General features: G+C 65.1%; 16 protein-coding genes. 7 read left to right on the top strand and 9 right to left on the bottom strand.

The features are described from left to right. Nucleotides 1–25: 25 nt before the first annotated feature. Nucleotides 26–301, bottom strand: a complete 276-nt coding sequence (locus FHW64_RS19350; protein ID WP_184529104.1) for a DUF2277 domain-containing protein — start codon at nt 299–301, stop codon at nt 26–28. Between the two features lie 30 nt (nt 302–331). Then, a complete protein-coding gene (locus FHW64_RS19345) occupies nt 332–790 on the bottom strand; it encodes a hypothetical protein (protein WP_184529102.1) in 459 nt (152 codons plus the stop codon). 317 nt (nt 791–1,107) lie between these two features. On the opposite strand from FHW64_RS19345, the gene FHW64_RS19340 reads away from it, so the two are divergent. Genes FHW64_RS19340 through FHW64_RS19330 form a run of 3 tightly spaced genes read left to right on the top strand, consistent with a single transcriptional unit; the run spans nt 1,108 to nt 4,388 of the window. Beyond that, nucleotides 1,108–2,361 carry a hypothetical protein gene (locus FHW64_RS19340; RefSeq protein WP_184529100.1) on the top strand — a complete coding sequence of 418 codons (1,254 nt, stop codon included), beginning with the start codon at nt 1,108–1,110 and terminating at the stop codon, nt 2,359–2,361. A 36-nt stretch (nt 2,362–2,397) separates the two neighbouring features. Beyond that, nucleotides 2,398–3,807: a phospholipase effector Tle1 domain-containing protein gene (locus FHW64_RS19335; protein ID WP_184529098.1), complete on the top strand. Its 1,410-nt coding sequence runs from the start codon at nt 2,398–2,400 to the stop codon at nt 3,805–3,807. A 32-nt stretch (nt 3,808–3,839) separates the two neighbouring features. Then, a complete protein-coding gene (locus FHW64_RS19330) occupies nt 3,840–4,388 on the top strand; it encodes a hypothetical protein (RefSeq protein WP_184529096.1) in 549 nt (182 codons plus the stop codon). A 21-nt stretch (nt 4,389–4,409) separates the two neighbouring features. Here the strand turns inward: FHW64_RS19330 and FHW64_RS19325 are convergent, their stop codons facing one another. Beyond that, entirely contained in the window at nt 4,410–10,301 is a 5,892-nt protein-coding gene (locus FHW64_RS19325; RefSeq protein WP_260305529.1) for an MG2 domain-containing protein, read from the bottom strand. 141 nt (nt 10,302–10,442) lie between these two features. On the opposite strand from FHW64_RS19325, the gene opgC reads away from it, so the two are divergent. Next, the gene (opgC, locus tag FHW64_RS19320; protein ID WP_184529092.1) at nt 10,443–11,582 is read left to right on the top strand and encodes an OpgC domain-containing protein; all 1,140 of its coding nucleotides are present in this window, start codon (nt 10,443–10,445) and stop codon (nt 11,580–11,582) included. Here opgC and FHW64_RS19315 read toward each other — a convergent pair. The 6 genes from FHW64_RS19315 to argH all read right to left on the bottom strand — a co-directional run bounded on the left by FHW64_RS19315 (nt 11,564) and on the right by argH (nt 18,320). Next, nucleotides 11,564–12,331 carry an SGNH/GDSL hydrolase family protein gene (locus tag FHW64_RS19315; RefSeq protein ID WP_184529091.1) on the bottom strand — a complete coding sequence of 256 codons (768 nt, stop codon included), beginning with the start codon at nt 12,329–12,331 and terminating at the stop codon, nt 11,564–11,566. The two genes, opgC and FHW64_RS19315, sit on opposite strands and share 19 nt — an antisense overlap. 16 nt (nt 12,332–12,347) lie before the next feature. After that, nucleotides 12,348–13,595 carry a glycosyltransferase family 4 protein gene (locus tag FHW64_RS19310; RefSeq protein ID WP_184529089.1) on the bottom strand — a complete coding sequence of 416 codons (1,248 nt, stop codon included), beginning with the start codon at nt 13,593–13,595 and terminating at the stop codon, nt 12,348–12,350. Continuing rightward, nucleotides 13,592–14,965, bottom strand: coding sequence for a UDP-glucose/GDP-mannose dehydrogenase family protein (locus FHW64_RS19305; RefSeq protein WP_184529087.1), 1,374 nt, complete (start codon nt 14,963–14,965; stop codon nt 13,592–13,594). The genes FHW64_RS19310 and FHW64_RS19305 overlap by 4 nt, the downstream gene beginning before the upstream one ends. A gap of 4 nt (nt 14,966–14,969) precedes the next feature. Further along, a complete protein-coding gene (locus FHW64_RS19300; protein WP_184529085.1) occupies nt 14,970–15,941 on the bottom strand; it encodes a UDP-glucuronic acid decarboxylase family protein in 972 nt (323 codons plus the stop codon). 20 nt (nt 15,942–15,961) lie between these two features. Further along, nucleotides 15,962–16,804 (bottom strand): glycosyltransferase family 2 protein, encoded by an 843-nt coding sequence (locus FHW64_RS19295; protein WP_184529083.1) that lies wholly within the window; start codon nt 16,802–16,804, stop codon nt 15,962–15,964. Nucleotides 16,805–16,922: 118 nt separating this feature from the next. Then, entirely contained in the window at nt 16,923–18,320 is a 1,398-nt protein-coding gene (argH, locus tag FHW64_RS19290; RefSeq protein WP_184529081.1) for an argininosuccinate lyase, read from the bottom strand. Nucleotides 18,321–18,369: 49 nt separating this feature from the next. Between argH and FHW64_RS19285 the strand changes: the two genes are divergently transcribed. Genes FHW64_RS19285 through FHW64_RS19275 form a run of 3 tightly spaced genes read left to right on the top strand, consistent with a single transcriptional unit; the run spans nt 18,370 to nt 21,364 of the window. Further along, entirely contained in the window at nt 18,370–19,458 is a 1,089-nt protein-coding gene (locus FHW64_RS19285) for a sensor histidine kinase (RefSeq protein ID WP_409350631.1), read from the top strand. Then, entirely contained in the window at nt 19,455–20,204 is a 750-nt protein-coding gene (locus tag FHW64_RS19280) for a LytTR family DNA-binding domain-containing protein (protein ID WP_184529077.1), read from the top strand. Before FHW64_RS19285 ends, FHW64_RS19280 begins: the two co-directional genes overlap by 4 nt. Further along, nucleotides 20,201–21,364 carry an AI-2E family transporter gene (locus FHW64_RS19275; RefSeq protein ID WP_184529075.1) on the top strand — a complete coding sequence of 388 codons (1,164 nt, stop codon included), beginning with the start codon at nt 20,201–20,203 and terminating at the stop codon, nt 21,362–21,364. The genes FHW64_RS19280 and FHW64_RS19275 overlap by 4 nt, the downstream gene beginning before the upstream one ends. Nucleotides 21,365–21,465 lie beyond the last annotated feature (101 nt).

Below are 21,465 nucleotides of genomic sequence, written 5' to 3'. Positions count from 1 at the left end.
ACTCCTTGGCTGCGGGGGACAGGGTTCAGTGGCTGTGGCCGAAGCGGACGGCCGTGCGTTCGCGGGCCTTCGCGGCCTCGATTTCGCGGTCGCGCGGTTCCGAGGTCGTCACCAGCGATCCGATGAGCGTGCGCGCGACGGCGGCGACATCTTCGACCGCGCGATCGAACGCCGCTTCATTGGCCTTCGACGGATGCGCGAAGCCACTGAGCTTGCGCACGAACTGCAGGGCTGCGGCGCGGACTTCTTCTTCGGTCGCAGGCGGTTCGAAGTTGAACAGGGTCTTGATGCTTCTGCACATCGCCACGCTCCTGGAATGGGAAGGAAAAGACTACGCGCCAGCCTGCTCGCGCAGCTGCGCATGGTACTGGCTCATTCTGTTTTGAGCAGCCTTGATTCCGTTGCTGTACTTGTTCTCGTCACCCGCCATGCTGCCCCATTGGCGCAATGTTTCTACGCGCTGCTCTTCGTGATCGATCAATGCGGTGAGCGCTGTTGTTCGGGCCGTGCTGGCTTGCTGGGCCAGACTCTCTTCAATTAGCTTGATGGCTGAGGCCTGCTGTTCAAGCGCGCCCAGCGTGACACGCTCGAATTCGGCGCTTTGCTTCTGCTGCAGGACCATGGAATAGATGGCCAAGGCGAGCGCGAACCCCGAAAAGAGCGCCGACACGCCGCCGAAGCTGGAGCCGAAATCGCCGGCCTTACTTAGGTCCCCCGCGAAATAAGGGACCGCGACTGCAGAGGCCAACCAGAGAAGAATAAAAAAGGTGACAAGCGAGCGCAACTTCACAGTGACAGATTCCGATAGTTTTTGTCTCGTAAGGATACCGAAAATTGATTGAGTTTGCGCTGGAAATGTCCGGCATGGGTTTGATTTGCAATTCAGTTGCAATGTTCATTGAATTGTTAATTCGAGGGGTTGGTTATTTTTCGGAATTGAGGCTCTATGATTTGCGGCATTTGAGGAGCGCCGCTCATGCAAAGGGAGCATAAAGAGGCCGACGGCAGGGGGCTGACTCGTTCGTCGAAGGTCGCCCATCGGCTCGAAAACTGAGATGGGGCGCTGCACTCATCGTCTCACTCGCATTGACAGGATGCCAAAACGCCATGACCCATCCAACTGATCCTCCTGCATCCCCCGCCAGAGTGTCACCTGCGTCCGGTGGCGGGCATGATGCTGATGCGGCGGAGTGGCCGCTGCGTTTCTTCTGGCACAAATTCGACGCGTCTTGCTACAGCACCTACGGCTGCAAGGTGAAGTACGGCAACTATCGGCGCATCGACAACGATGATGAGTTGAAGCTGTCCTCTGCGTCCATCGGAGACAAGTACCCCAAGAATCTCAGCGCAGGCTGGGGTCCGATCCAGAACTTTCCGCCGCCTGCTCTCGTGACTTGGCGATCGAAGGATGGCACGCCATTGCATGCGGAGATTGACATGGCGGAAATCTTCAAGGATCAATTTGTCCTTCACAACCTTAAGCGTGAAGAGACTTCTGTAAAAGGGGGCGTCTCTGACCCGCAAATCATCCTGGAGGTCAACGACCGCACGATCAATGTCTATATGCGGGCATTCGTTTCGACAAAGGAAGCCCAGATTCCTGGCAACAAATACAGCTTTTCCCGAAATGATCTGATCAAGGCATTCAGCCGGACGTACCAACGACAACACCATCAAGGGACGATCATGGGGAGCATGAACAAGAGGCCGGACGGCGCGGACGCTGGCTGTGACACCGAACATCGACAACCGCCCATACGAGGTCGCCCTTGGGCGGCCGCACTCTTTACTTCACTCGCATTGATAGGATGCCAAAACGCCATGACCAATCCAGCCAACTCCTCTGCGTCGTCTGAAAGCGCCTCGCCTTCTTCCGAAGTCGTTGCGGACTGGCCGTTGAGATTCACTGCTCATTGGTTTGGGACATCCTGCTATAGCGCGTATGGCTGCAACATCAAATACGGTCACTATTGGCGTGAAGAGCCCGATGGCGAGCTGAAGCTGTCTTCGGCATCCATCGGAGACAAGTACCCCAACAATCTGGGCGCGAGCTACGGCCCGATCCGGAACTTTCCGCCGCCTGCCGTGGTGACCTGGCGATCGAAGGACGGCACGCCATTGCGCGCGGAGATCGACATGGCGGAAATCTTCAAGGACCAGTTGGTCCTTCACAACCTCGTGCGGGAGGAGGTTTCGCCAAATACGAGCAGCATCACGCCGGGAATCATCCTGGAGGTCAACGACCGCACGATCAATGTCTATATGCGGGCATTCGTTTCGACGAAGGAAGCCCAGATTCCTGGCAACAAGTACAGCTTTTCCCGAAGCGATCTGATCAAGGCATTCAGCCGGACCTATTAACGACAACACCATCAAGGAGCATCAATGATGGGGAGCATGAGCAAGAAGGCGGACGGCGTGGACACCGATCTGGCCACTCAAGAGCAGATAGCGGGCTACGCGAGGGCGGAGGCGGATCTGACGCAAATGAGAGTGCCTGTGCTGCTGCATGCCAGCAATCCGCGCGAGCGCCTCTACATCGCCGCGCAGGATGGAACGGGCAACAGCCTGTACAAGGATGCGCCGGAGAACCGGAGCATCGTGGCGAGGGTTTATCGTGAAATTGAAGAGCTTAAGGACCAAGGCATCAAAAACATTGCCAGCGGCTACGTCGAAGGCATCTACACCCAGGACAACCCGCTCAAACGCATCCCGGATGGCGTCAACGGCTATACCTTCGAGAGAAGGGTAGAGACGGCTTACCACCAGTTTTGTGAACAAGCGTACAACTGGCTAGAGGAAGATCCGAACGCTCAAATCCGGGTAATGGGGATTGGCTTCAGCCGAGGCGCAGAGCAGACAGCCGCGCTGACGCGAATGATCGAACAGCGCGGCATCCAGAACCCGACGGACGCCAAAATTGTTCGCGATGGGGAAGGTCTCATCACTCACGCCGAATACACCAAGCCCCCGCTGGTCGCACCGGGCAAAACCATCCAGGCCGCACTGCTGCTGGACCCGGTGTCCACGGGCATCGAGGAACACGACCGCCGTTTGCCGCCTTCGGTGATGTCGGTCCTGCAGGTGACTGCGGAGCACGAGCGCCGCGATTTGTTCAAGTCCACCGACCACATTCCGGCGGGCTTGAGCGAGGATGGCCGCGCGCTCAACGTCACCGTCAGCGGGGCGCACAGCGACGTTGGCAACACCTACGCCGTCGATGGGCTGGGCGTGCTCAGCTACAACCTGGCGGCGCAGTACATGAATCGGGTGAGTGACCAACCGATCCTGCAGTTGCGACCGGTGCCCGAGAACCCCGACCTGTTCCGCATCCACCATTCCGAGCAGCATGCGTTTTTCTATCGCACTAGCGGCTACGACGCGGATGGCCTTCGCGACCACGTCAACGGCCTTGGCCCGGACGCCCTGTGCCGGACCGGCGAGGTGCGCGAGTGCCATGCCAAAGACCCGATGAGTCCTGAGCTGGAGCTGCAACTGGAGCGCCGCATCGGGTCTCCATCGATCGACAGGACATACGAAGCCGCGGCGCCCAAGAGCGATCTGGACCGCATGATCGATCAGCTCTACGCCGCCTCGCTCAGTGGCGACGATGTGACCTGGAGCAAGGCGCTGGAGAGCACGTCGCAGCAGTTCATGGCTTCACCGGAAGGGCAAGCCTGGGAGCAGGAGGTGCAGCGCTACGGGGAAATCCAACGCGCGCAGGATGCTTTGCAACAGCAGCAATGGGAGCAACAGCAGCAGTTGCAGGAAGCGCCAGCTCACAGGCCGCACGCCATCCGGATGTGATGGCGACTCAGAAAAGCAGGGAGGAAGAACGAATGACCGACAACAACACCAGTGACATCCACGAAACCCAACAGCTGATCGTGAAGCTCGCGCACATCGCGCGCGAGATCGAATCGCGCAGCATGGATGCCTTGAATCGCATCGAAGCAAGCAGTGGCGCAATGCAACAGGGCGCACAGCGTCTGCACGGCGGTGCCGAACGCTTCACACAACAGGCGATGCAGGCCATCAGCCACGGCTCGCAGGCGGCGGTAGCGCAAGGGGCGCAGCAGGCGCTGGGGCAGTTCAACCATCAACTGCAGCAGTCCACCAGCCATGCCCTGTCGGCAGCCGACACGTTGCGCGAGCAGAGCCGAACGGCGGGTCGGGCGCAGCACGCATTGGTTTGGAAGGCCCTGATCGCACTCGCCATTGGTTCGTTGCTCGCGGCCGGCGGTAGCGCCGAGTTCGGTACGGCCATCCTGCGCGCTACGCAGTCCGGCACCTTGACGGTCTGCGGCAAGGAGCCGGTCCTGTGCGTCAAGGTGGGCGAGAAGTCTCGCCGGGCCGGTGAACGTGGTGAATACGTCCTTGTGGAATGAGCGCGGCCACCGCGCAGCTGGCTACTTGCGCGCCTCCACCTTGACGCGCGGATTGGGCGCCTCCCCGAACATCTCCGGCGCATACAGCGCCTCGACGCGCGTCGGCGGCATCGCGAATTCGCCCTCGTTGTTGAGGCGCACGGTGTATTCCACGCGGGTGAGCCCCTTCGGCAGGTAGCCGTAGTAGCTGCGGAAGGCCTCGAAGCTGCGTTCCTCGAAGGCCAGCCAGCCGGGGCCGCTGCGCTTTTCTCCCTGCGTGGCGATCTGCGAATCGCGGCCGAGGCCGCTGCCGAGGATGGTCGCGCCCGCCGGGATCGGGTCGGTGACCGCCACCCAAGTCATGTCGGTGCTCGCATCCACTTCGAGGCTCACGCGCAGCACGTCGCCGCGCGTGTAGACGCCCGGTACCGCCTGTTCGACCGGCGTGATCGTGCGCTTGATCGCATAGCCCGCTGCAAAGGGCGCCTTGAGCTGCACCGCAGCCACCGACTGGAGGGTGAGCCACGGCTTGCCGCTGCCGGTCTGCGCCACGAGCAGCGTGTCATGCGCGGCCGGCGTGGCGGGCCAGGGAATGAACATGCTGTTGTTGCGCAGGTTGCCGGGTGAAGCCGGTGCGCCGAAGGCGGTGGTCTGGTTCGGGGCACCGCTGGCGTCGGTGGTCTTCACGCGCTCGACCTTGCTCCAGTCCACCTGCGCTTTCGCACCGCCGAGGCTCGCGGATGTGATGCCCGTCACCGGTGTGCTCTCGAACTTCTTCGAGAACTTCTCGAGTGCGAGACCACCCCAGAGGTTCGCGGTGGTGGTGAGCCATGCGCCTTTCTGCTGGCGGCCGATGAAGCCGTTGGCGAGCTTGGGGATGTCGTCCTTCCACGCCGGGTCGTCCATCACCGTGAGCAGCAGGCGCGCGGTGTTGACGTCGCCGTTGGTCATCAGCCACCACCAGTGGTCGTCCTGCTCTGTGCTGAAGCCGACGCGCGTGCCCTGGTAGCTCAGGCGGGCCTTGAGCACGTTCGTCGCTTCGTCGAGCCGCTGCTGGCGCTGGGGCACGTCCTGCACGCGCTGCAGGATGTTGATCCAGTCGATCACCGCGCTCGTCGGCCACTGGTTCGGCGCGATGGTGATGCTGCCGGTCATGCGGCCCTGGGCTTTGCCATAGCGCGACAGGGCTTCGAGCGCCGCCAGCTTGCGCACGTCGAGGTCCTTGCGGGGGCTCCAGAAGTCGCGCTGGATGCGGCCTTCTACGAAGGCGATCAGCCCTTGCTCCATCGGCGCGCGCGCCGCATCGGGCAGTGCGAAGGCCGAATCGAGCGCGGCGGCCTCGTGGCTCGCTGCGAGCAGGTAGGCAGTGAGGATGTCGCTGCCCCGATTGGCTTCGCCGTCGCGCGGCGGGAAGTAGTTCGCAAGGCCGTCGCCATCGAGGTAGCTCGGCAACTGGGCCACCACCGTCTGCCATGCCTTGCCGTCGCGCAGGCCGATGGACTTGCTGGTCTTCTGCTCCAGGCAGATGTACGGATAGGCCGCGAACCAGTCGCGCACGCCGGTGAGCCCTTCGGCCAGCTTCGGCTGCAGCGAAAGACGCACGCCGCCGCGGCCGGGCAGGGCGTCTGCCGGCGCTGCGACGTCGAGGGTGAAGGGGCCGTCGATCTGCGCCAGCGTGGCCTGCTGCACGGTGAGCGGCACCGCGGGCACGATGCGCTGGCGCACCTTCAGTGCATCGCGCGCACCGCTGACCGTATCGCGCGCTTCGATCTCCCACAGGATGGCCTCGGCGCGCAACTGCGCGAGCTGCGCCGGCGCGGTCACCATCCATGCGATCTCGCGCGCTTCGCCTGCGGGGATGTCGACCGTCTGTGGCTCGAGCGTCAGCAGCGTGGCGCGCGGCGTGGCTTCGACCTTCATGTCCTTCTGGGTGGTGTTGCGCAGGGTGATCTGCGCGCGGAACTGGTCGTCCTCGCGCACCAGCGGCGGCAGGCCGCTGATGATCTGCAAGTCCTGCGTGGCCTGGATCGAGGTCTGGCCTGTGCCGAACAGGCCCACGCCCGAATCGGCGACCGCGACGATCTTGAAGGTGGTGAGCGCATCGTTGAGCGGCACCGTCACCGTGGCCTGCCCGTTGGCATCGAGCACGATCTTCGGGTTCCACAGCAACAAGGTGTCGAGCAGTTCGCGCGTCGGGCTCTTGCCGCCACCTCCGCCGGCCGGCACCGCCTTGCGGCCGTAGTGCCGGCGGCCGACGATCTCCATCTGCGCGGTCGATGTGCTCACGCCCCAGCTTCGGCGCTGCAGCATGGCTTCGAGCAGGTTCCAGCTGTCGTTGGGCATCAGCTCCAGCAAGGCCTGGTCGACCGCGGCCAGTGCGACTTCGGCGCCGGCGGCTGGCTTGCCATCGGGCAGCTTGCCGGTGATGGTGATCTGCGCCTTGCCGCGCACCGGGTAGCTGGGCTTGTCGCTCGCGACCTTCACGTCGATCTGGTGCGCCTGCGTGCCGACGCGGATCTCCGCCAGTCCAAGCCGGAAGGCTGGCTTGCTCAGGTCGACCAATGCGGTCGGTGCGACGTATTCCTTGCCCTCGTACCAGAAGGCCGTCCACCATTCGCGCGGCGCGCGGAAGCCCCAGGTGAAGAAGCTGTACCACGGCACTTCGCGCAGCCGGCCGCGAAGCGCGAGCACGCTGACGTAGACGTTCGGCCCCCACTCGGGCTTGATCTGCAGGCTCACCGTCGGGTCCTGCCCGTTGAGCTTCACGACGTGTGTCTCGATCAGGCCCTCTCGCTCCACCGACACCAGCGCGGTCGCGAAACGGAAGGGGCTGCGCACCTGGAACTTCGCGACTTCGCCGGGCTGGTAGCTCTTCTTCTCGGGCAGCACGTCGATGCGGTCGTGGTCCTCTCCGCCGAACCAGAGCTCGCCTTGCCGCGTGACGTAGACGGTGCTCGATGCGCGGCTCTCCCGGCCGTCCTTGTCGCTTGCGATCGCGATGAGCTCGATCTCGCCGGGCTCCTTCAGCTCGGCCTCGCACAGCACGAGGCCGCGCACATCGCTCTTGCCGCTGCAGACGGTGCCGATCTCCTTCGTCTCGGTCTTGTTGTCGTAGGTGTAGAAACCGCCCACCATGCGCTTGCGGCTGGTGGTGGTGATGCGGGCGATCGCGCGCACATTGAGCGTCACGCCTTCGCGCGGCTTGCCGGCGAGATCGAGCGCCAGCGCCTGGAAGCGCAGCTTCTGACTGGTCGAGACCCAGCCTTCGGTCTTGATGCCGGCGATCACCCCGGCGGGCCAGAGCGTCTGCGTGCTGCGCAGCGTCTGGATCTCGCCGTTCGGGTCGGCATAGGTCGCTTCGAGCAGCAGTTCTCGCGGCGTGAACCGTGCGGGCGGGATCTTGTCGATCGTGACCTTGCCCGTGCCGTTGCGGTCGAGCGTGAGCGGCAGCTTGTCGGCAACGATGCGCGCGTCGTCGGCGGGCGATTCGTTGTCCTCGGCATTGCTTGTCGCGCCGCCTTCCTTGCGCGGCGGCGAGAAGCTGAAGGCCTCGAAATCAGGGAACGACAGCGACTTGCCGCGCACCATCGCCGACACGCGCACCGGCAGGCTCCCCGCGCCGCCGCCTGACACATAGTTGATCTGCACATCGACCGGCACCGACGTCGCCGCGACCAGCGGGTTCTTGTCGCTCGGCGCGATGCGGCCTTCGAACACCGGCAGGCGGAACTCCTCGACGCGGAACTGGCCGGTGCTGTAGCTGCGTTCCGAGTCGCCCGAACCACTGCGCAGTTCGACCTGGTAGAGACCGAGCTTGGCGGCTGGTGGAATCTCGAAGGTGTTCTCGCCGCTCTGTCCGCCGGTCGCGGTCTTGCGCCACTTGAGCGGCTGCGTGAACTGCTGGCCGCTGCCGATGTGCGTGACCACCATCGTGTCGGGCCAGGTTGCCGGCAGACCGAAGCCTGCACGCGTCTCCGTACGGATCAGGTGCTTCATCGACACCGTTTCGCCGGCACGCAGCAGCGTGCGGTCGAAGATGGTGTGGGCCACGCGGTCGGGCTCGGCCTCCTGGCTCGTCGGGACGTTGAAGCGCCACGGCTCGATGCCGCGTTGCCAGTCGGTCCAGGTGAAGGCGAGGTCATCGACACCATCGGCGTCCTTGGCGCGCGCGCTGACGAAGTAGGCGTCGGCGCTGTACTCCTCGTCGTTGGAGCAGCTCGGGGGATTGGGCGAAATGCTCGCGAAGCGCGCGATGCCGTCCGCGTCGGTGGTGCCGGTGGCGATCTCCTTGCCGTCGCAACTCGACACGCGCACGCTGGCGTTGGGGACCACCTTGCCCTTGTCCAGCGTGGTGACCCAGGCCAATGAGCTTTCGCGCCCCAGCTTGAAGTGCACCGCGAGATTGGTTGCGAGCGCGGTGGTCCGCACGTACATCGTGCGCCCGTTGCCATAGCGCTCGTCGAGCAGGGCATCGCCGAGCTTCTGCGACGCGATCTCGAGAACGTGGAAGCCCGGCGTGAGCGGGATGCCGATCACCTCGAAGGGGCGGGGATCGCCGCTTTCGGCCTTGGGCATGTCCAGCGTGCGCACGCCACCCTGGCCGCCCAGCAGCGACAGCATGCGGGTCTGCACGTCGTTGCGGTCATCCTTGTCGATCACCTTCGGCAACGGGCCCTTCACGTCACGCGCGGCCGACTTGCGGCTCACGGTGTAGTTGTTGTCGTATCGGCGCACCTTGCGGAACCACGAAATGATCTCGGCGTCGCTGCGCGGGTTGAGATCGCTCACCTTGCCCGGCGTGAGCGCCTGCACCTGCAGCGCGGGCTCGACACGGCGCACCGTCACCGGCATCAAGGGCACGCCGCCGGGCTCCGCGAGGCGCTCGATCACGCCGAAAGGCGAGGCGGCAAACTTCGCGAGCGGCGGCATCGCGCCGGTCGCGACCTTGAGCGGAAAGCTGGCGGGCGATGCGAGCGCGCGGCCGGATGAATCCTCGAACTTCGCCGGCAGCTCGATCGTGAACTGCGTCTGCTCGGGGAAGGGCGGCGCAAAGGTCACGCCGTCGACCAGCGCATCTGCGCTTGCCGAGTTGTCATCGAACTTCGGCTTGTATTCCTTGCCGCCGCCTTTCAGCGTGATCTGCTCGGCCAGCGCGCGCGAGACAGAGGCGTTGAAGCGCAGCTCCATCGGCCGGAGTGGCAGGCAGGCCGACTGCGCGTTCTCGCGCTCGCAGGTGAAGGAAACGGCGAAGGGCTCGCGCACCTCGAAGGCGAGGCGGTGCTCGACGTTGTTGGCCACGCCCGAGGGCGTTGCGACTCCCTTGCCGTAGACGATCTGCACGCGGCCGCCCGGCGGCAAGGTGCGATTGCATTGCAGCGTGACGAAGCGACCGGCGTCCTTCGCGGCCTCGCGCTCGCGGCCGAGGGCCTTCAGCAGTGCGTTGCGCTGCTCGCCTTCGACAAGCCTGACGGGAATGCGCTCGCCGATGCCGTCGGCAGCGCACCAGACGTTGTCCTGCAGGCTCTGCGCCGTCGCAGCGCCATTGAGCTCGAGCATGAAGAGCTGCTGCTCGTCGATCTTTCCGTAGCTCGGCTGCCAGCTGCGAATGAAGGGACCGCCGCTGTTGAACTGGTAGCGCTCCGGCCCGGTCAGCGCCGACCCGCTCGCCGACTTGAAGCTGGCCACCCGCGTGACGGTGCAGCGCACGCCGGGCGGCAGGTCGCTCTCGAAATCGAAGACCCACTGCTTCTCGCCGGTCCAGCGTCCGGTGCCCTTGCCGGCTTGTGCATCGGTGCAGCTCACCGTGAGCGGCGCTGGCGCCTTCGGATCGCCGAAATTCACGGCGGGCTGGTCGAAACGGGCGACCACCTGCCGGATGCGGGCGACTTCGCCTTGCGGCGTGAGGCTGGCGATTTGCAGCGCGTGCGTTGGCATGGCTGCCGCCAGAAGGCACAGGGCGAACAGGCTGCGACCAGCGGTGGTCAGGGGCGATCTCGCGTTGACGGGCATTTTTCCCTTGATCTTGTGTGTGGCTGACGGAATGCAGGGCGGGCAGCGTAGCATCGCATCCCTTTGATGCGACGCCTTTGGGAAATCGATGCCTTGCGGGGGCTGATGCTGGTGCTCATGACTTTGACGCACCTGCCGACCCGCCTGACGGATCCGCTGGGCCAGCCGTTCGGCTGGGTTTCGGCGGCCGAAGGCTTTGTTTTGCTGTCGGGATTCACCGCCGGGCTGGTCTACAGCCGGGTCGCGCGTGAGCGTGGTGTCGGCGCCATGGAGCGCGCGTTCTGGAAGCGCGCCTTCAAGGTCTACCTGGCGCAGGCGGCGACGCTGCTTTTCCTGTTCACCGTGATCACCCGGGTCGGCGTGCGGATCGACCAGCCGGCGGTGAAGGACTTGGTCTCGTACTACCTCGCGCATCCGCAGCGCGCTTTCTGGAGCGGCCTGCTGCTGCTGTACGAACCGGCGCTGCTCGACATCCTGCCGATGTATGTCCTCTTCATGCTCGTCAGCCCGCCGGTGCTGGCCTTCGGCATGCGGCACGGCTGGGCCGGCGTAATGGCGATCAGCGCCGCAATCTGGCTGGGCGCCCAGTTCGGCCTGAGCGAATGGATCTACGGCTGGACGGTGGCGCTGACCCACATGGAGTTGCCGTTCCACGAGATGGGCGCATTCAACACCCTGGCGTGGCAACTACTGTGGTGTGGCGGCCTCTGGCTGGGTGCGAGCCGCAGCGCGCCGGACGCGCAGCCGCTGCGGCTACCGGCAGCCGTGGTGACCCTCGCCGCCGGCGTGGCGCTGTGGGGGCTGCTGTGGCGGCACTTCGGCGAGCACGGGCAAGCGCCGTTCGGCGCAGACATCCAGCGCAACCTGTGGTTCGACAAATGGCAACTGGGGCCGCTTCGCCTGCTGAATCTGCTGGCGTTGTGCGTCCTGGCGGTGCGCTTCGGTCCGGCGCTGGCGCGGTGGTTGCCGCGGCCTGCGCCGCTGGAAGCGATGGGTGCCGCGTCGCTGCCCGTGTTCTGCGCGCACCTCATTGCGGTGCTGCTGACGCTGGCCCTGTTCGGTGACGACCAGCTCGCCCGCCCGTGGTGGGGTGACGCCCTGCTGCTGGTCGCGGTGTTCGGTTGGCTCTACGGTGTCGCACGGTTGACGCTGTGGATCGAGCGCCGGGGCCGGGACATGCGCAATCCTCAGGGCGCGCCGAGATAGGGGGCGACCACCTGCTGCCACAGCCGGTAGCCTTCGGCGGTCATGTGCAATTGGTCAGGTAGGAACAGCGCCGGTCTGGGACGACCGTTCGCATCGAGCATCGGGTTGAACACGTCGATGAAATCGGTGTTCGGCACCGTCTTGAGCCAGGCCGCGATGGCGGCATTCGCCTCGCGCATTGCCGGCAGGAGCGTCTCGCGTGACGGGCTGGGCTTGATCGAGATGTAGGAGATGCGCGTTGCCGGCAGCTCGGCCCGCACCGCGCGCACGAAGCGCTGGAGGTCTTCGAGCACCTGTTGCGGCGTGCGACCTTCGGCAAGATCGTTGTCGCCCGCGTACAGCAGCACGTGGCGCGGCGCGAGGCGCAGCACCAGCGGTTCCACCAGCAGGCTGCAGTCATGCAGCGTCGATCCGCCGAAGCCGCGATTGACGACACCACCCGGCACCCACGGGAAATCCTTCGGTAGCGTGGTCCAGAAACGGACAGTCGAACTGCCGACCGCCACGACGCCGCCCGGCGCGATGGTGCGATCGGCCGCGGCGAAAGCCTGGAGTTCCGGCTGCCATCGAGACTGGGCGGCAGCCACTTCCGCGGGCGGCGGTGCGGTGATGGCTTGCCTCTGCAGGGGCGCACAGGCTGCCATCAGCAAGGCGAGGGACAGCGAGGCGAGTGCGGCCTTGTGCCGTTTCAGGCGTCGAAGTGTGAGCGATGGAGTGGGGAGTTGGGCGATGCGTTGGGAAGGCGTCATGGGATCGGTCGACTGCTCAGCGCAGCATACCGCCCAGCAGCGACGCCGCACGCGCCCGGTAGGCCTGCCAGCTGAAGGGTTCGGCGGCGCGGTGCGCGTGCGCCCTGGCCTGCGCGAGTCGGCTGGGATCGAGCAGCAGGGCGCGCACCTGGTCGCGAATCGCCTCCATCGTCGGTTCGACGATCCAGCCGCTGCCGGGTGTCTGCTCAATGATGGCCTTGGCGCCCGTGAAGGTCGACACCAGTGCGGGCGTGCCGCAGGCCATGGCCTCGGCCACGACCATGCCGAAGGAGTCGAAGCGCGACGGCAGAAGCAGGCAGTCCGCTTCGGCCATCAAGGGGTAGAGCTCTTTCTGCGGGACGCCTGGGAAATAGGTGGCGTGGGGCGTTGCCCTCAACGACTCCATCAGGTCGGCACCGCCCGCGCCACCGACGAAATGCAGCTCGTAGGCGAGCCCTTCCTGCGCCAGGCTGGTGAAGGCTTGCAGGATCAGGTCGATCGACTTGATCCGGCTCAAGGACCCGGCGAAGAGAAAACGCGGCACCGCTCGCGTCGTCGTGCGCGGCGCAAAGTTCTGCCCCGAGGGCAGCTGGGCACCCAGCAGCAGCGGCCTGATCTTGTCCGCCGGCACACCTTCGGCGACGTAGCTGTCGGCGGCCATCGGCGAGCAGGTCAGCACCAGGTCTGCGAGTTCGACCTCCGCATCCTTGCGGCGGTTGATTTCCTTGTAGAACGGGGTCTCGACCCGATTCAGCAGCCTGCCGCTCAGGCGCTGGTGCACCGACGCCGCGTCCAGCACGCAGTACGCGCCCACGGCCTTGGCGGCCGCGAAGGTGTGATAGGCCGAGTTCTCGTAGGCGATGACCACGGCCGGGCGAAGCGCCGCAACGCGCTGGGCGGTCCAGGCGTCGAACCAGTGGAAGACGCGATGGACCAGATCGCCTGGCGCCCCTAGCAATGGCTGCGGCAATATCTTCGGACCGAAGCGGAAGCCCATCTGGAAGCGCAGCGGGTGCAGCCTCAAGTCGGCCGGAATGTCGACCGTCTTGATCCGACGGCGGAAGCTCTCGGGCATCCAGAAGGGCGGCGACTCGCCGGGCGCCACCACGGGCACGCCGGCCCAGTAGGCCTTCAGCCAGCCGTGCTCGTGCATCGCGAGCGCCAGCTGGTGCGAATGTTGTTGCATGGGGTTGGCCACCAGCACCGAGGCCGGCTCGAGCACGTGCGCGGACGTCCCGGAGCCTGAGGTGGCCGAACCCGTCATCGGCTGTTGCGCCCGATGCCCTGGTAGACGATGCCGGCTTCGCGCATGGTGCCGGGCTCGTAGAGGTTGCGGCCGTCGAAGATCACCGGCGACTTCATCAGCGACTTGAGCTTCGTCAGGTTCGGGCTGCGGTAGGCCTTCCACTCGGTGACGATGATCAGCGCGTCGGCGCCGTCGAGGGCGCTCATCGGGTCCTGGGGTGCGCTGTAGCTGATCCGGTTGAGCAGCTCGGGGGCATCGGCGAAATCGAGGGCCAGCACGCGACGCGTTTCCTCGACCGCGATCGGGTCGTGCGCCACCACGCGCGCGCCGGCGCGCAGCAGGGAATCGATCACCACGCGGCTCGGTGCCTCGCGCATGTCGTCGGTGTTCGGCTTGAACGCCAGGCCCCAGAGCGCAAAGGTGCGGCCGCTCAGGTCGCTGCCGAAGTGGGCCAGCACCTTGTTGGTCAGCGCGTGTTTCTGGTCGTTGTTGACCGCTTCGACCGATTCGAGCACGCGCAGCGAGTGGCCGTATTCCTGCGCAATGCGGGTCAGCGCCTTGATGTCCTTGGGGAAGCAGCTTCCGCCATAGCCGGTGCCCGCGTACAAGAAGCTGTAGCCGATGCGCGGGTCGGAGCCGATGCCCTGGCGCACGGCCTCGATATCCGCGCCCACGCGGTCTGCGAGGTTCGCCAGCTCGTTCATGAAGCTGATGCGCGTGGCGAGCATGGCATTGGCCGCGTACTTGGTGAACTCGGCGGAGCGCACGTCCATCACGCGCGTGCGCTCGTGGTTGCGGTTGAAGGGGGCGTAGAGCTTGCGCATCTGCGCCAGCGCCTCGCGGCCGTCCTCGTCGTCGGCGCAGCCGATGACGATGCGGTCAGGGCGCATGAAGTCCTCGACTGCGGCGCCTTCCTTCAGGAATTCGGGGTTGCTCACGACCGAGAAGCGCAGGTCGGAGCGGCCGCGCTTGTCGAGTTCTTCCTGGATCACGGCCTTGACGCGGTCGGCCGTGCCCACCGGCACGGTGGACTTGTCGACCACGACCTTGAAGCTGGTCATGTAGCGGCCGATGTTGCGTGCGGCGGCCAGCACGTATTGCATGTCGGCGCTGCCGTCTTCGTCGGGCGGCGTGCCCACGGCGATGAACTGGACGTCGCCGTGCGCGACGGAGGCCTCGACGTCCGTTGAGAAATCGAGCCGACCGGCGTCGACGTTCGATACGACGAGGTCTTCGAGACCCGGCTCGTAGATGGGGATGCCGCCCGCGTTGAGCGTGGCGATCTTCTTTTCGTCCACGTCGAGGCAGAAGACGTGGTTGCCAAGGTCGGCGAGGCAGGTACCGGTGACAAGCCCGACGTAGCCGGTGCCGATGATCGTGATATTCATGAATTCAGGTTGCGCTGGGTTCCGACAGGAGTTTGTCGAAGTATGCAATTGTCTTCTTCAGCCCTTCGTCGAGCTGAGTGCGGGGCGTCCAGCCGCCGAGTTCCTTCTGCGCCACCGTGATGTCGGGGCGGCGCTGCTTAGGGTCGTCGGCGGGAAGAGGCATGCGCACGAGTTTGCTCTTGGAACCCGTCAGTTCGATGACCTTGTTGGCCAGGTCCAACATCGAGAACTCGCCGGGGTTGCCGATGTTGATCGGGCCCGGCACTTCGTCGCCGGTGGCCATCATGCGCAGCATGGCGTCGACCAGGTCGTCCACATAGCAGAAGCTGCGCGTTTGCTGGCCGTCGCCGTAGATGGTGATGTCCTGGCCCTTGAGCGCCTGGACGATGAAGTTCGACACCACCCGGCCGTCGTTCATGTGCATCCGCGGCCCGTAGGTATTGAAGATGCGCACCACCTTGATGCGCAGCTTGTGCTGGCGGTGATAGTCGAAGAACAGCGTCTCGGCGCAGCGCTTGCCTTCGTCGTAGCAGCTTCGGATGCCGATCGGGTTCACGCGGCCCCAGTATTCCTCGACTTGGGGGTGGATTTCCGGGTCGCCGTAAACCTCGCTGGTCGACGCCTGCAGGATCTTGGCGCGCACGCGCTTGGCGAGCCCCAGCATGTTGATCGCCCCGTGCACGCTGGTCTTGGTGGTCTGCACCGGATCGTGCTGGTAGTGGATCGGCGAGGCCGGGCAGGCGAGGTTGAAGATCTCGTCGACCTCGACATAGAGCGGGAAGGTCACGTCGTGCCGCATCAGCTCGAAGCGCGGATGGCCGTGAAGATGCTCCACGTTGCGCTTGGTGCCGGTGAAGAAGTTGTCCACGCACAGCACGTCGTGCCCCTGCTCCAGCAGGCGGTCGCACAGGTGACTGCCAAGGAAACCGGCGCCGCCGGTGACGAGGATTCGCTTCGAGGCGTTGTATTGCCGCATGGCCTGGGTCACTCCTTGAATCAGTTCTGGGGTTGCTCTTGGCGCTTCTCGTACATCTTCGCGTCGACCAGCATCCGGAACCAAAGGGCCTGGAAAAAGGCGAAGTAGAAGCCGGTCTTCCCGTCGAGGAAGCCGAGCCGGAACACATACCGGTAGACGAAGTAGCCGAGCGAGCGTAGGCCCGTCGGCAGCTTGTAATAGATCTCCTTGATGAAGCGCGTGCGCTCCCGCGCATCGCCCATCAGCTTTGGCTGGAGCACGCCTGCGGACGGCGAGCGCGGACCGAGCTTTTCCTTGGCCTCGGCATCGCTCCAGCGGTTGTGGCTCGCGATCCAGTCGGTGAGCTTGGCGGAGTTCTTGTCGTGCATGAAGCCCCGCAGACGGCCGGCCTTGGCGGTGCTGATGAAGTGCTGGTCATAGAGCCGCGCCTCGCAGCGCCCCACGCCCGAGCGGAACAGCCGCAAATGCCACGGGTTCACGCCACTGAAGCGCAGTCGCTTGCCCATGAAGTAGTCGCAGCGGCGGATGAGATAGGCCTCGAACTCCGGCTGGCCCGAGAGCAGTGCGCCCATCTCGGCCACTGCACGTTCGTCGAGCACTTCGTCGGCATCGAGGTGCAATTGCCAGTCGTAGTCCTGTTCGATTTGCGAGATCGCCCAGTTGCGCTGGTCGCTGTAGTTGGAGAACGGGCGCTGCACCACGGTGCACCCCAGTTCTTCGAGGATGGCGGGAGTTCCGTCCGAGGAGTGGGAGTCCACCACGTACACGTGAGGACTCACCTTCTTTGCCTGTGCAACCGTTTCGCGAATGATCGAAGCGGAGTTGAAGGTCAGGATGACAACGACGCAGCGGGGCTTTTCCATAGGCTTGGCTACTTTGCCGCTTCGAAGGAAGCGCAAATCATGCCAAACTTTAGCACTACATTTTTACATTTGGGAACACATCCGACGGATGGTGCGCCCCCGCCGTATGGCGTATTTCTCAGACCAGCCGAGCGCGATGCCGGGCAATCTGCTGGCGGACCTGGGCAGGCGCGGTGCCGCCCAGGATGTTGCGCGCCGTGAGCGACCCGCGCAGCGACAGCACGTCGTAGACATCCTTTTCGATCGTCGGGTTGAAGCTCTTGAGCACGGCGAGCGGCAGCTCCGACAGGTCGACCTTGTGTGAAATCGCGGCCTTGACCGCGTGTGCCACGGTTTCGTGCGAGTCGCGGAAGGGCAGGCCCTTCTTGACCAGGTAGTCGGCCAGATCGGTCGCGGTCGCATAGCCGCGCAACGCCGCCATTTCCATGGCTTCAGGCTTGACGGTGATGCCGCCGACCATTTCCGAGAAGATGCGCAGCGTGTCCTTGAGCGTGTCGACCGTGTCGAACAGCGGCTCCTTGTCTTCCTGGTTGTCCTTGTTGTAGGCGAGCGGCTGGCCCTTCATGAGGGTGATCAGTCCCATCAGGTGGCCCACGACGCGACCGGTCTTGCCGCGCGCCAATTCCGGAACGTCGGGGTTCTTCTTCTGCGGCATGATCGAACTGCCGGTGCAGAAGCGGTCCGCGATGTCGATGAAGCCGAAGGACTGGCTCATCCAGAGCACCAGTTCTTCGCTCAGTCGGCTGATATGCACCATGGCCAGCGAGGCCGCCGAGGTGAATTCGATCGCGAAGTCCCGGTCGCTGACAGCGTCGAGGCTGTTCTGGCAGACGCCATCCATGCCGAGCGCCTTGGCCACGGCCTCGCGATCCAGCGGGTAGCTGGTGCCGGCCAGCGCGGCGGCGCCCAGCGGCAGGCGGTTGAGGCGCTTGCGCACATCGGCCATGCGTTCGGCATCGCGCGAAAACATCTCGACGTAGGCCAGCATGTGGTGGCCGAAGCTCACCGGCTGCGCCACCTGCAGGTGCGTGAAGCCGGGGAGGATCACCTCGACGTTCTTTTCAGCGAGGTCGAGCAGCGACTTCTGCAGGTCGGTCAGGAGGCCGCCGATCAGGTCGATTTCGCCGCGCAGCCAGAGGCGGACGTCGGTGGCGACCTGGTCGTTGCGGCTGCGGCCTGTGTGCAGGCGCTTGCCGGCATCGCCCACCAGCTGCGTGAGGCGGGCTTCGATGTTGAGGTGCACGTCCTCCAGGTCGAGCTTCCACTCGAATTGTCCGGATTCGATTTCCTCGCGAATCTGCTTCATCCCGCGTTCGATTGCGGCGTGGTCCTGCGCGGCGATGATGCCCTGGGCGGCCAACATGCCGGCATGCGCCAGCGAGCCCTCGATATCTGCCTGCCACAGCCGCTTGTCGAAGAACACGCTGGCGGTGTAGCGCTTGACGAGGTCGCTCATGGGTTCCGAGAACAGGGCGGACCAGGCTTCGGATTTCTTGTCGAGTTGGTTTTGGGTCATGGGAGACGGCCGGGAGGCAATAATGGGTTGGTCACCCAGTGTTTCATTGATGCGCAACCCGTCGATTTTATCGGCCACCCCTTCGCCATCGTCCAGGACGAAACCGGCTTCGGCCCCGACCGCGGCGGCATCCGTGCCCGTGCCTCGGGGCTCGGTGGTCTTCGACGCCTGCCAGATCGGCGTTGTGCTTCGCGCGGTTCTCTTCGTCGAGCTGGTGGTGGCGGTCGCCACGCTGTTTCTCGCGGCATCGCCGTCCGAGTGGCTGCTGCTGGCCGCAACCGTTACCGGTGGCGCGCTGCCCGCGACGCTGCTCTGGCTGCTCGTCGGGTGTGCGCTCAAGAAGCCGCTTGGTCGCCTGCCCCTGCGGGCGCAGTATGTGGCCGGGGCGCTGCTCGGCGCGGTGGCGGGGCTCTATGGCTGCGGCCTGCTGCGGCTGACCGGTGTCATCACGACTTCGGCGTGGCTGGCCAGCGCGCTGGCGGGTGCGCTGTTTGCGAGCCTGATCGTCGCCGCACTGGTGCTGCGCGCGCGTGGGCGAACTCCGGCGGCCACCACGGCGCGCCTGGAAGAACTTCAGTCGCGCATTCGCCCGCATTTCCTGTTCAACACCCTCAACAGCGCCATCGCACTCGTGCGCGACGAGCCGGCCAAGGCCGAAGCCATGCTGGAGGATCTCAGCGAGCTGTTCCGGCAGGCGCTGGCGGATCCCAGCGAGTCGGTCACGCTGGCCGACGAAATCGCGCTCGCGGAACGCTACCTCGCCATCGAGCAGGTGCGCTTCGGCGACCGCATGCGCGTGCGTTGGGACATCGACCCCGATGCGAACAGCGCGCGCCTGCCTCCGCTGCTGCTGCAGCCGCTGGTGGAAAACGCGGTCAAGCATGGCGTCGAGCCCAGCCCCGAAGGCGCCAAGCTGCGCATTCGCACCGAACGCCGCGGCAGCATGGTGCTGATCGAGGTGATCAACAGCCTGCCTCCTCTGCGATGGGCCGACGCGCCTCTGCCGCGTGGCCATGGCATCGCCCTCGGCAATGTGCGCGACCGTCTGCATCTCCTGCACGACATGCGGGCGCAGTTCAGCGCCGGCCTGGATCAGAAGCACTATCGCGTACGCATTGCAATTCCTGCTGAAACATGACTCCTCTTCGCACCTTGATCGTCGATGACGAAGCCCTGGCGCGTTCCCGGATGCGCGCGCTCCTGGCGGATTGCCACGCGCCGGCCGCCGATGTCGTCGGCGAAGCGGCGAACGGCGAAGCCGCGCTGGAGCATCTCGGCACGCAACGTCTCGATCTCGTGTTGCTGGACATCCACATGCCAGGCATCGATGGTCTCGAGCTCGCGCGCAACCTGCGTAGCCAGCCGGACGCGCCGGCGGTGATCTTCGTCACCGCCTATGCGGCGCACGCGGTGACGGCTTTCGAGCTCGAGGCGGTCGACTACCTGACGAAGCCGGTGCGCGTCGAACGGCTCCAGCAGGCCCTGCAGAAGGTCTCGCGCTTTCTGCACGAACGTCAGCCGGCCGGCATGCAGGAGCCGCAGGAGGTGCTGCTGATCCTCGATCGCGGGCGCACCGAGCGGGTGCCGCTGTCGGAAGTGCTCTATCTCAAGTCCGAGTTCAAGTACCTCACCGTCCGCACGGCGCAGCGCAGTCATATCTTCGATGGGTCGCTCTCCGATCTCGAGGAGCGCTATCCGAAGCGTTTCGTTCGCGTGCATCGGAACGCGCTCGTGGCGCGCTCCGCCATCCGCGCGCTGGAGAAATACGACGACGGCGAGGAAGCGGAAGGCTGGGCTTTGCGGCTCGACGGGATTCCTGAGCCGGTCGTGGTGTCGCGCCGCCAGCTTCCAACCGTTCGCGAGGTGCTGAAGGAGCCGCGATGAGCGACGACTCCGACGCGAAGAAAGAATCGCCCGAGGTGCTCGCAGAACCCGAGCGCGTGCTGCTGCACATGCCGGTGGATGTGCGCAGCGCCTCGCTGGTGGTGCTCGCCGCGCTCGGGAGTGTGTTCGCCTTGCATTGGGGCGCGGCGGTGTTCATCCCGCTGATGGTGAGCCTGATGCTCACCTACGCGCTGTCGCCGCTGGTCGACCTGCTCGAACGCTGGAAGTTGTCGCGCTGGGTCGGTTCCGCTGTGATCCTGCTTGCCCTCGGCGGCGCGATGGGTTGGACCGGCTATTCGCTGTCCGGCAGCGCGCAGGACCTCGTCGACTCACTGCCCGTTGCGGCACAGAAGCTGCGACTCGCGATTCGCGGCGACGGTAGGGTCAGGGATGCGAGCGCGCTCGACACGGTGCAGAAGGCCGCCGCGCAGATCGAGCAGGCCGCCGAGGAGAACTCGGCCAAGGTCGCGGCGCGCAAGGGTGTCGCCCGCGTGGTCATCGAGCGGCCCGCCTTCAATGTCAGGGACTACCTCTGGAGCGGTACGGTTGGCCTGATTGCCGCGGCGGGGCAGCTCACGCTGATCGCTTTCCTGACCTACTTCGCGCTGGGTTCGGGAGACACCTTCCGCCGCAAGCTGGTCAAGATCACCGGTTCGAGCCTGCAGAAGAAAAAGATCACCGTGCACGTGCTCGACGACATCACGAAGAACATCGAGCGCTATCTGCTGGTGCAGATCCTGACCAGCGTGCTCGTCGGCGTCGCCACGGGGCTTGCCTTCTGGGCGATCGGATTGGAGAGCGCGGCGGTGTGGGGCATCGTGGCCGGCGTGACGAACCTCATCCCCTACATCGGCTCCGTCATCGTGATGTCGGCGGCGGGGCTGGTGGCCTTCCTCCAGTTCAACAGCGTGCAGATGGCGCTTCTGGTGGGCGGCAGTTCGCTATTGATTCACACCCTGGTGGGTAACCTGCTGCTGCCGATTCTCACCAGCCGGACCAGCCGAATGAACCCGGTGGCCGTGTTCGTCGGCGTGATTTTCTGGGGCTGGCTCTGGGGCGTCTGGGGGCTGCTGCTAGGCATCCCGATCATGATGGTTGCCAAGGCCATCTGCGATCACGTGGAAGACCTGCAGCCCATTGGAGAGCTGCTAGGCGAGTGAAAAGACCATCCCCAGCCTCGCCCACTTCGTGTGGCTCTGCACCCCCTCAAGGGGGCGCACCCATGCGGCCCGGCGTAGCCGGTTCCGCGGGCGCCCTGGCT

The organism is Variovorax sp. Sphag1AA, from assembly GCF_014192575.1.
Taxonomy (GTDB): Bacteria; Pseudomonadota; Gammaproteobacteria; order Burkholderiales; family Burkholderiaceae_C; genus Variovorax.
Note: the sequence above shows the minus strand (reverse complement) of the source record. Positions and strands in the feature narration are given on the sequence as shown.

What these genes read in the sequence shown, in the direction of transcription:
- FHW64_RS19285 (WP_409350631.1), top strand. Translation starts at nt 18,370, where the DNA reads ATGCGCAACCCGTCGATTTTATCGGCCACCCCTTCGCCATCGTCCAGG.
- FHW64_RS19350 (WP_184529104.1), bottom strand. Translation starts at nt 301, where the DNA reads ATGTGCAGAAGCATCAAGACCCTGTTCAACTTCGAACCGCCTGCGACC.
- FHW64_RS19340 (WP_184529100.1), top strand. Translation starts at nt 1,108, where the DNA reads ATGACCCATCCAACTGATCCTCCTGCATCCCCCGCCAGAGTGTCACCT.
- FHW64_RS19305 (WP_184529087.1), bottom strand. Translation starts at nt 14,965, where the DNA reads ATGAATATCACGATCATCGGCACCGGCTACGTCGGGCTTGTCACCGGT.
- FHW64_RS19315 (WP_184529091.1), bottom strand. Translation starts at nt 12,331, where the DNA reads ATGACGCCTTCCCAACGCATCGCCCAACTCCCCACTCCATCGCTCACA.
- FHW64_RS19280 (WP_184529077.1), top strand. Translation starts at nt 19,455, where the DNA reads ATGACTCCTCTTCGCACCTTGATCGTCGATGACGAAGCCCTGGCGCGT.
- FHW64_RS19335 (WP_184529098.1), top strand. Translation starts at nt 2,398, where the DNA reads ATGAGCAAGAAGGCGGACGGCGTGGACACCGATCTGGCCACTCAAGAG.
- FHW64_RS19295 (WP_184529083.1), bottom strand. Translation starts at nt 16,804, where the DNA reads ATGGAAAAGCCCCGCTGCGTCGTTGTCATCCTGACCTTCAACTCCGCT.
- FHW64_RS19310 (WP_184529089.1), bottom strand. Translation starts at nt 13,595, where the DNA reads ATGACGGGTTCGGCCACCTCAGGCTCCGGGACGTCCGCGCACGTGCTC.
- FHW64_RS19275 (WP_184529075.1), top strand. Translation starts at nt 20,201, where the DNA reads ATGAGCGACGACTCCGACGCGAAGAAAGAATCGCCCGAGGTGCTCGCA.
- argH (WP_184529081.1), bottom strand. Translation starts at nt 18,320, where the DNA reads ATGACCCAAAACCAACTCGACAAGAAATCCGAAGCCTGGTCCGCCCTG.
- FHW64_RS19330 (WP_184529096.1), top strand. Translation starts at nt 3,840, where the DNA reads ATGACCGACAACAACACCAGTGACATCCACGAAACCCAACAGCTGATC.
- FHW64_RS19325 (WP_260305529.1), bottom strand. Translation starts at nt 10,301, where the DNA reads ATGCCAACGCACGCGCTGCAAATCGCCAGCCTCACGCCGCAAGGCGAA.
- FHW64_RS19300 (WP_184529085.1), bottom strand. Translation starts at nt 15,941, where the DNA reads ATGCGGCAATACAACGCCTCGAAGCGAATCCTCGTCACCGGCGGCGCC.
- opgC (WP_184529092.1), top strand. Translation starts at nt 10,443, where the DNA reads ATGCGACGCCTTTGGGAAATCGATGCCTTGCGGGGGCTGATGCTGGTG.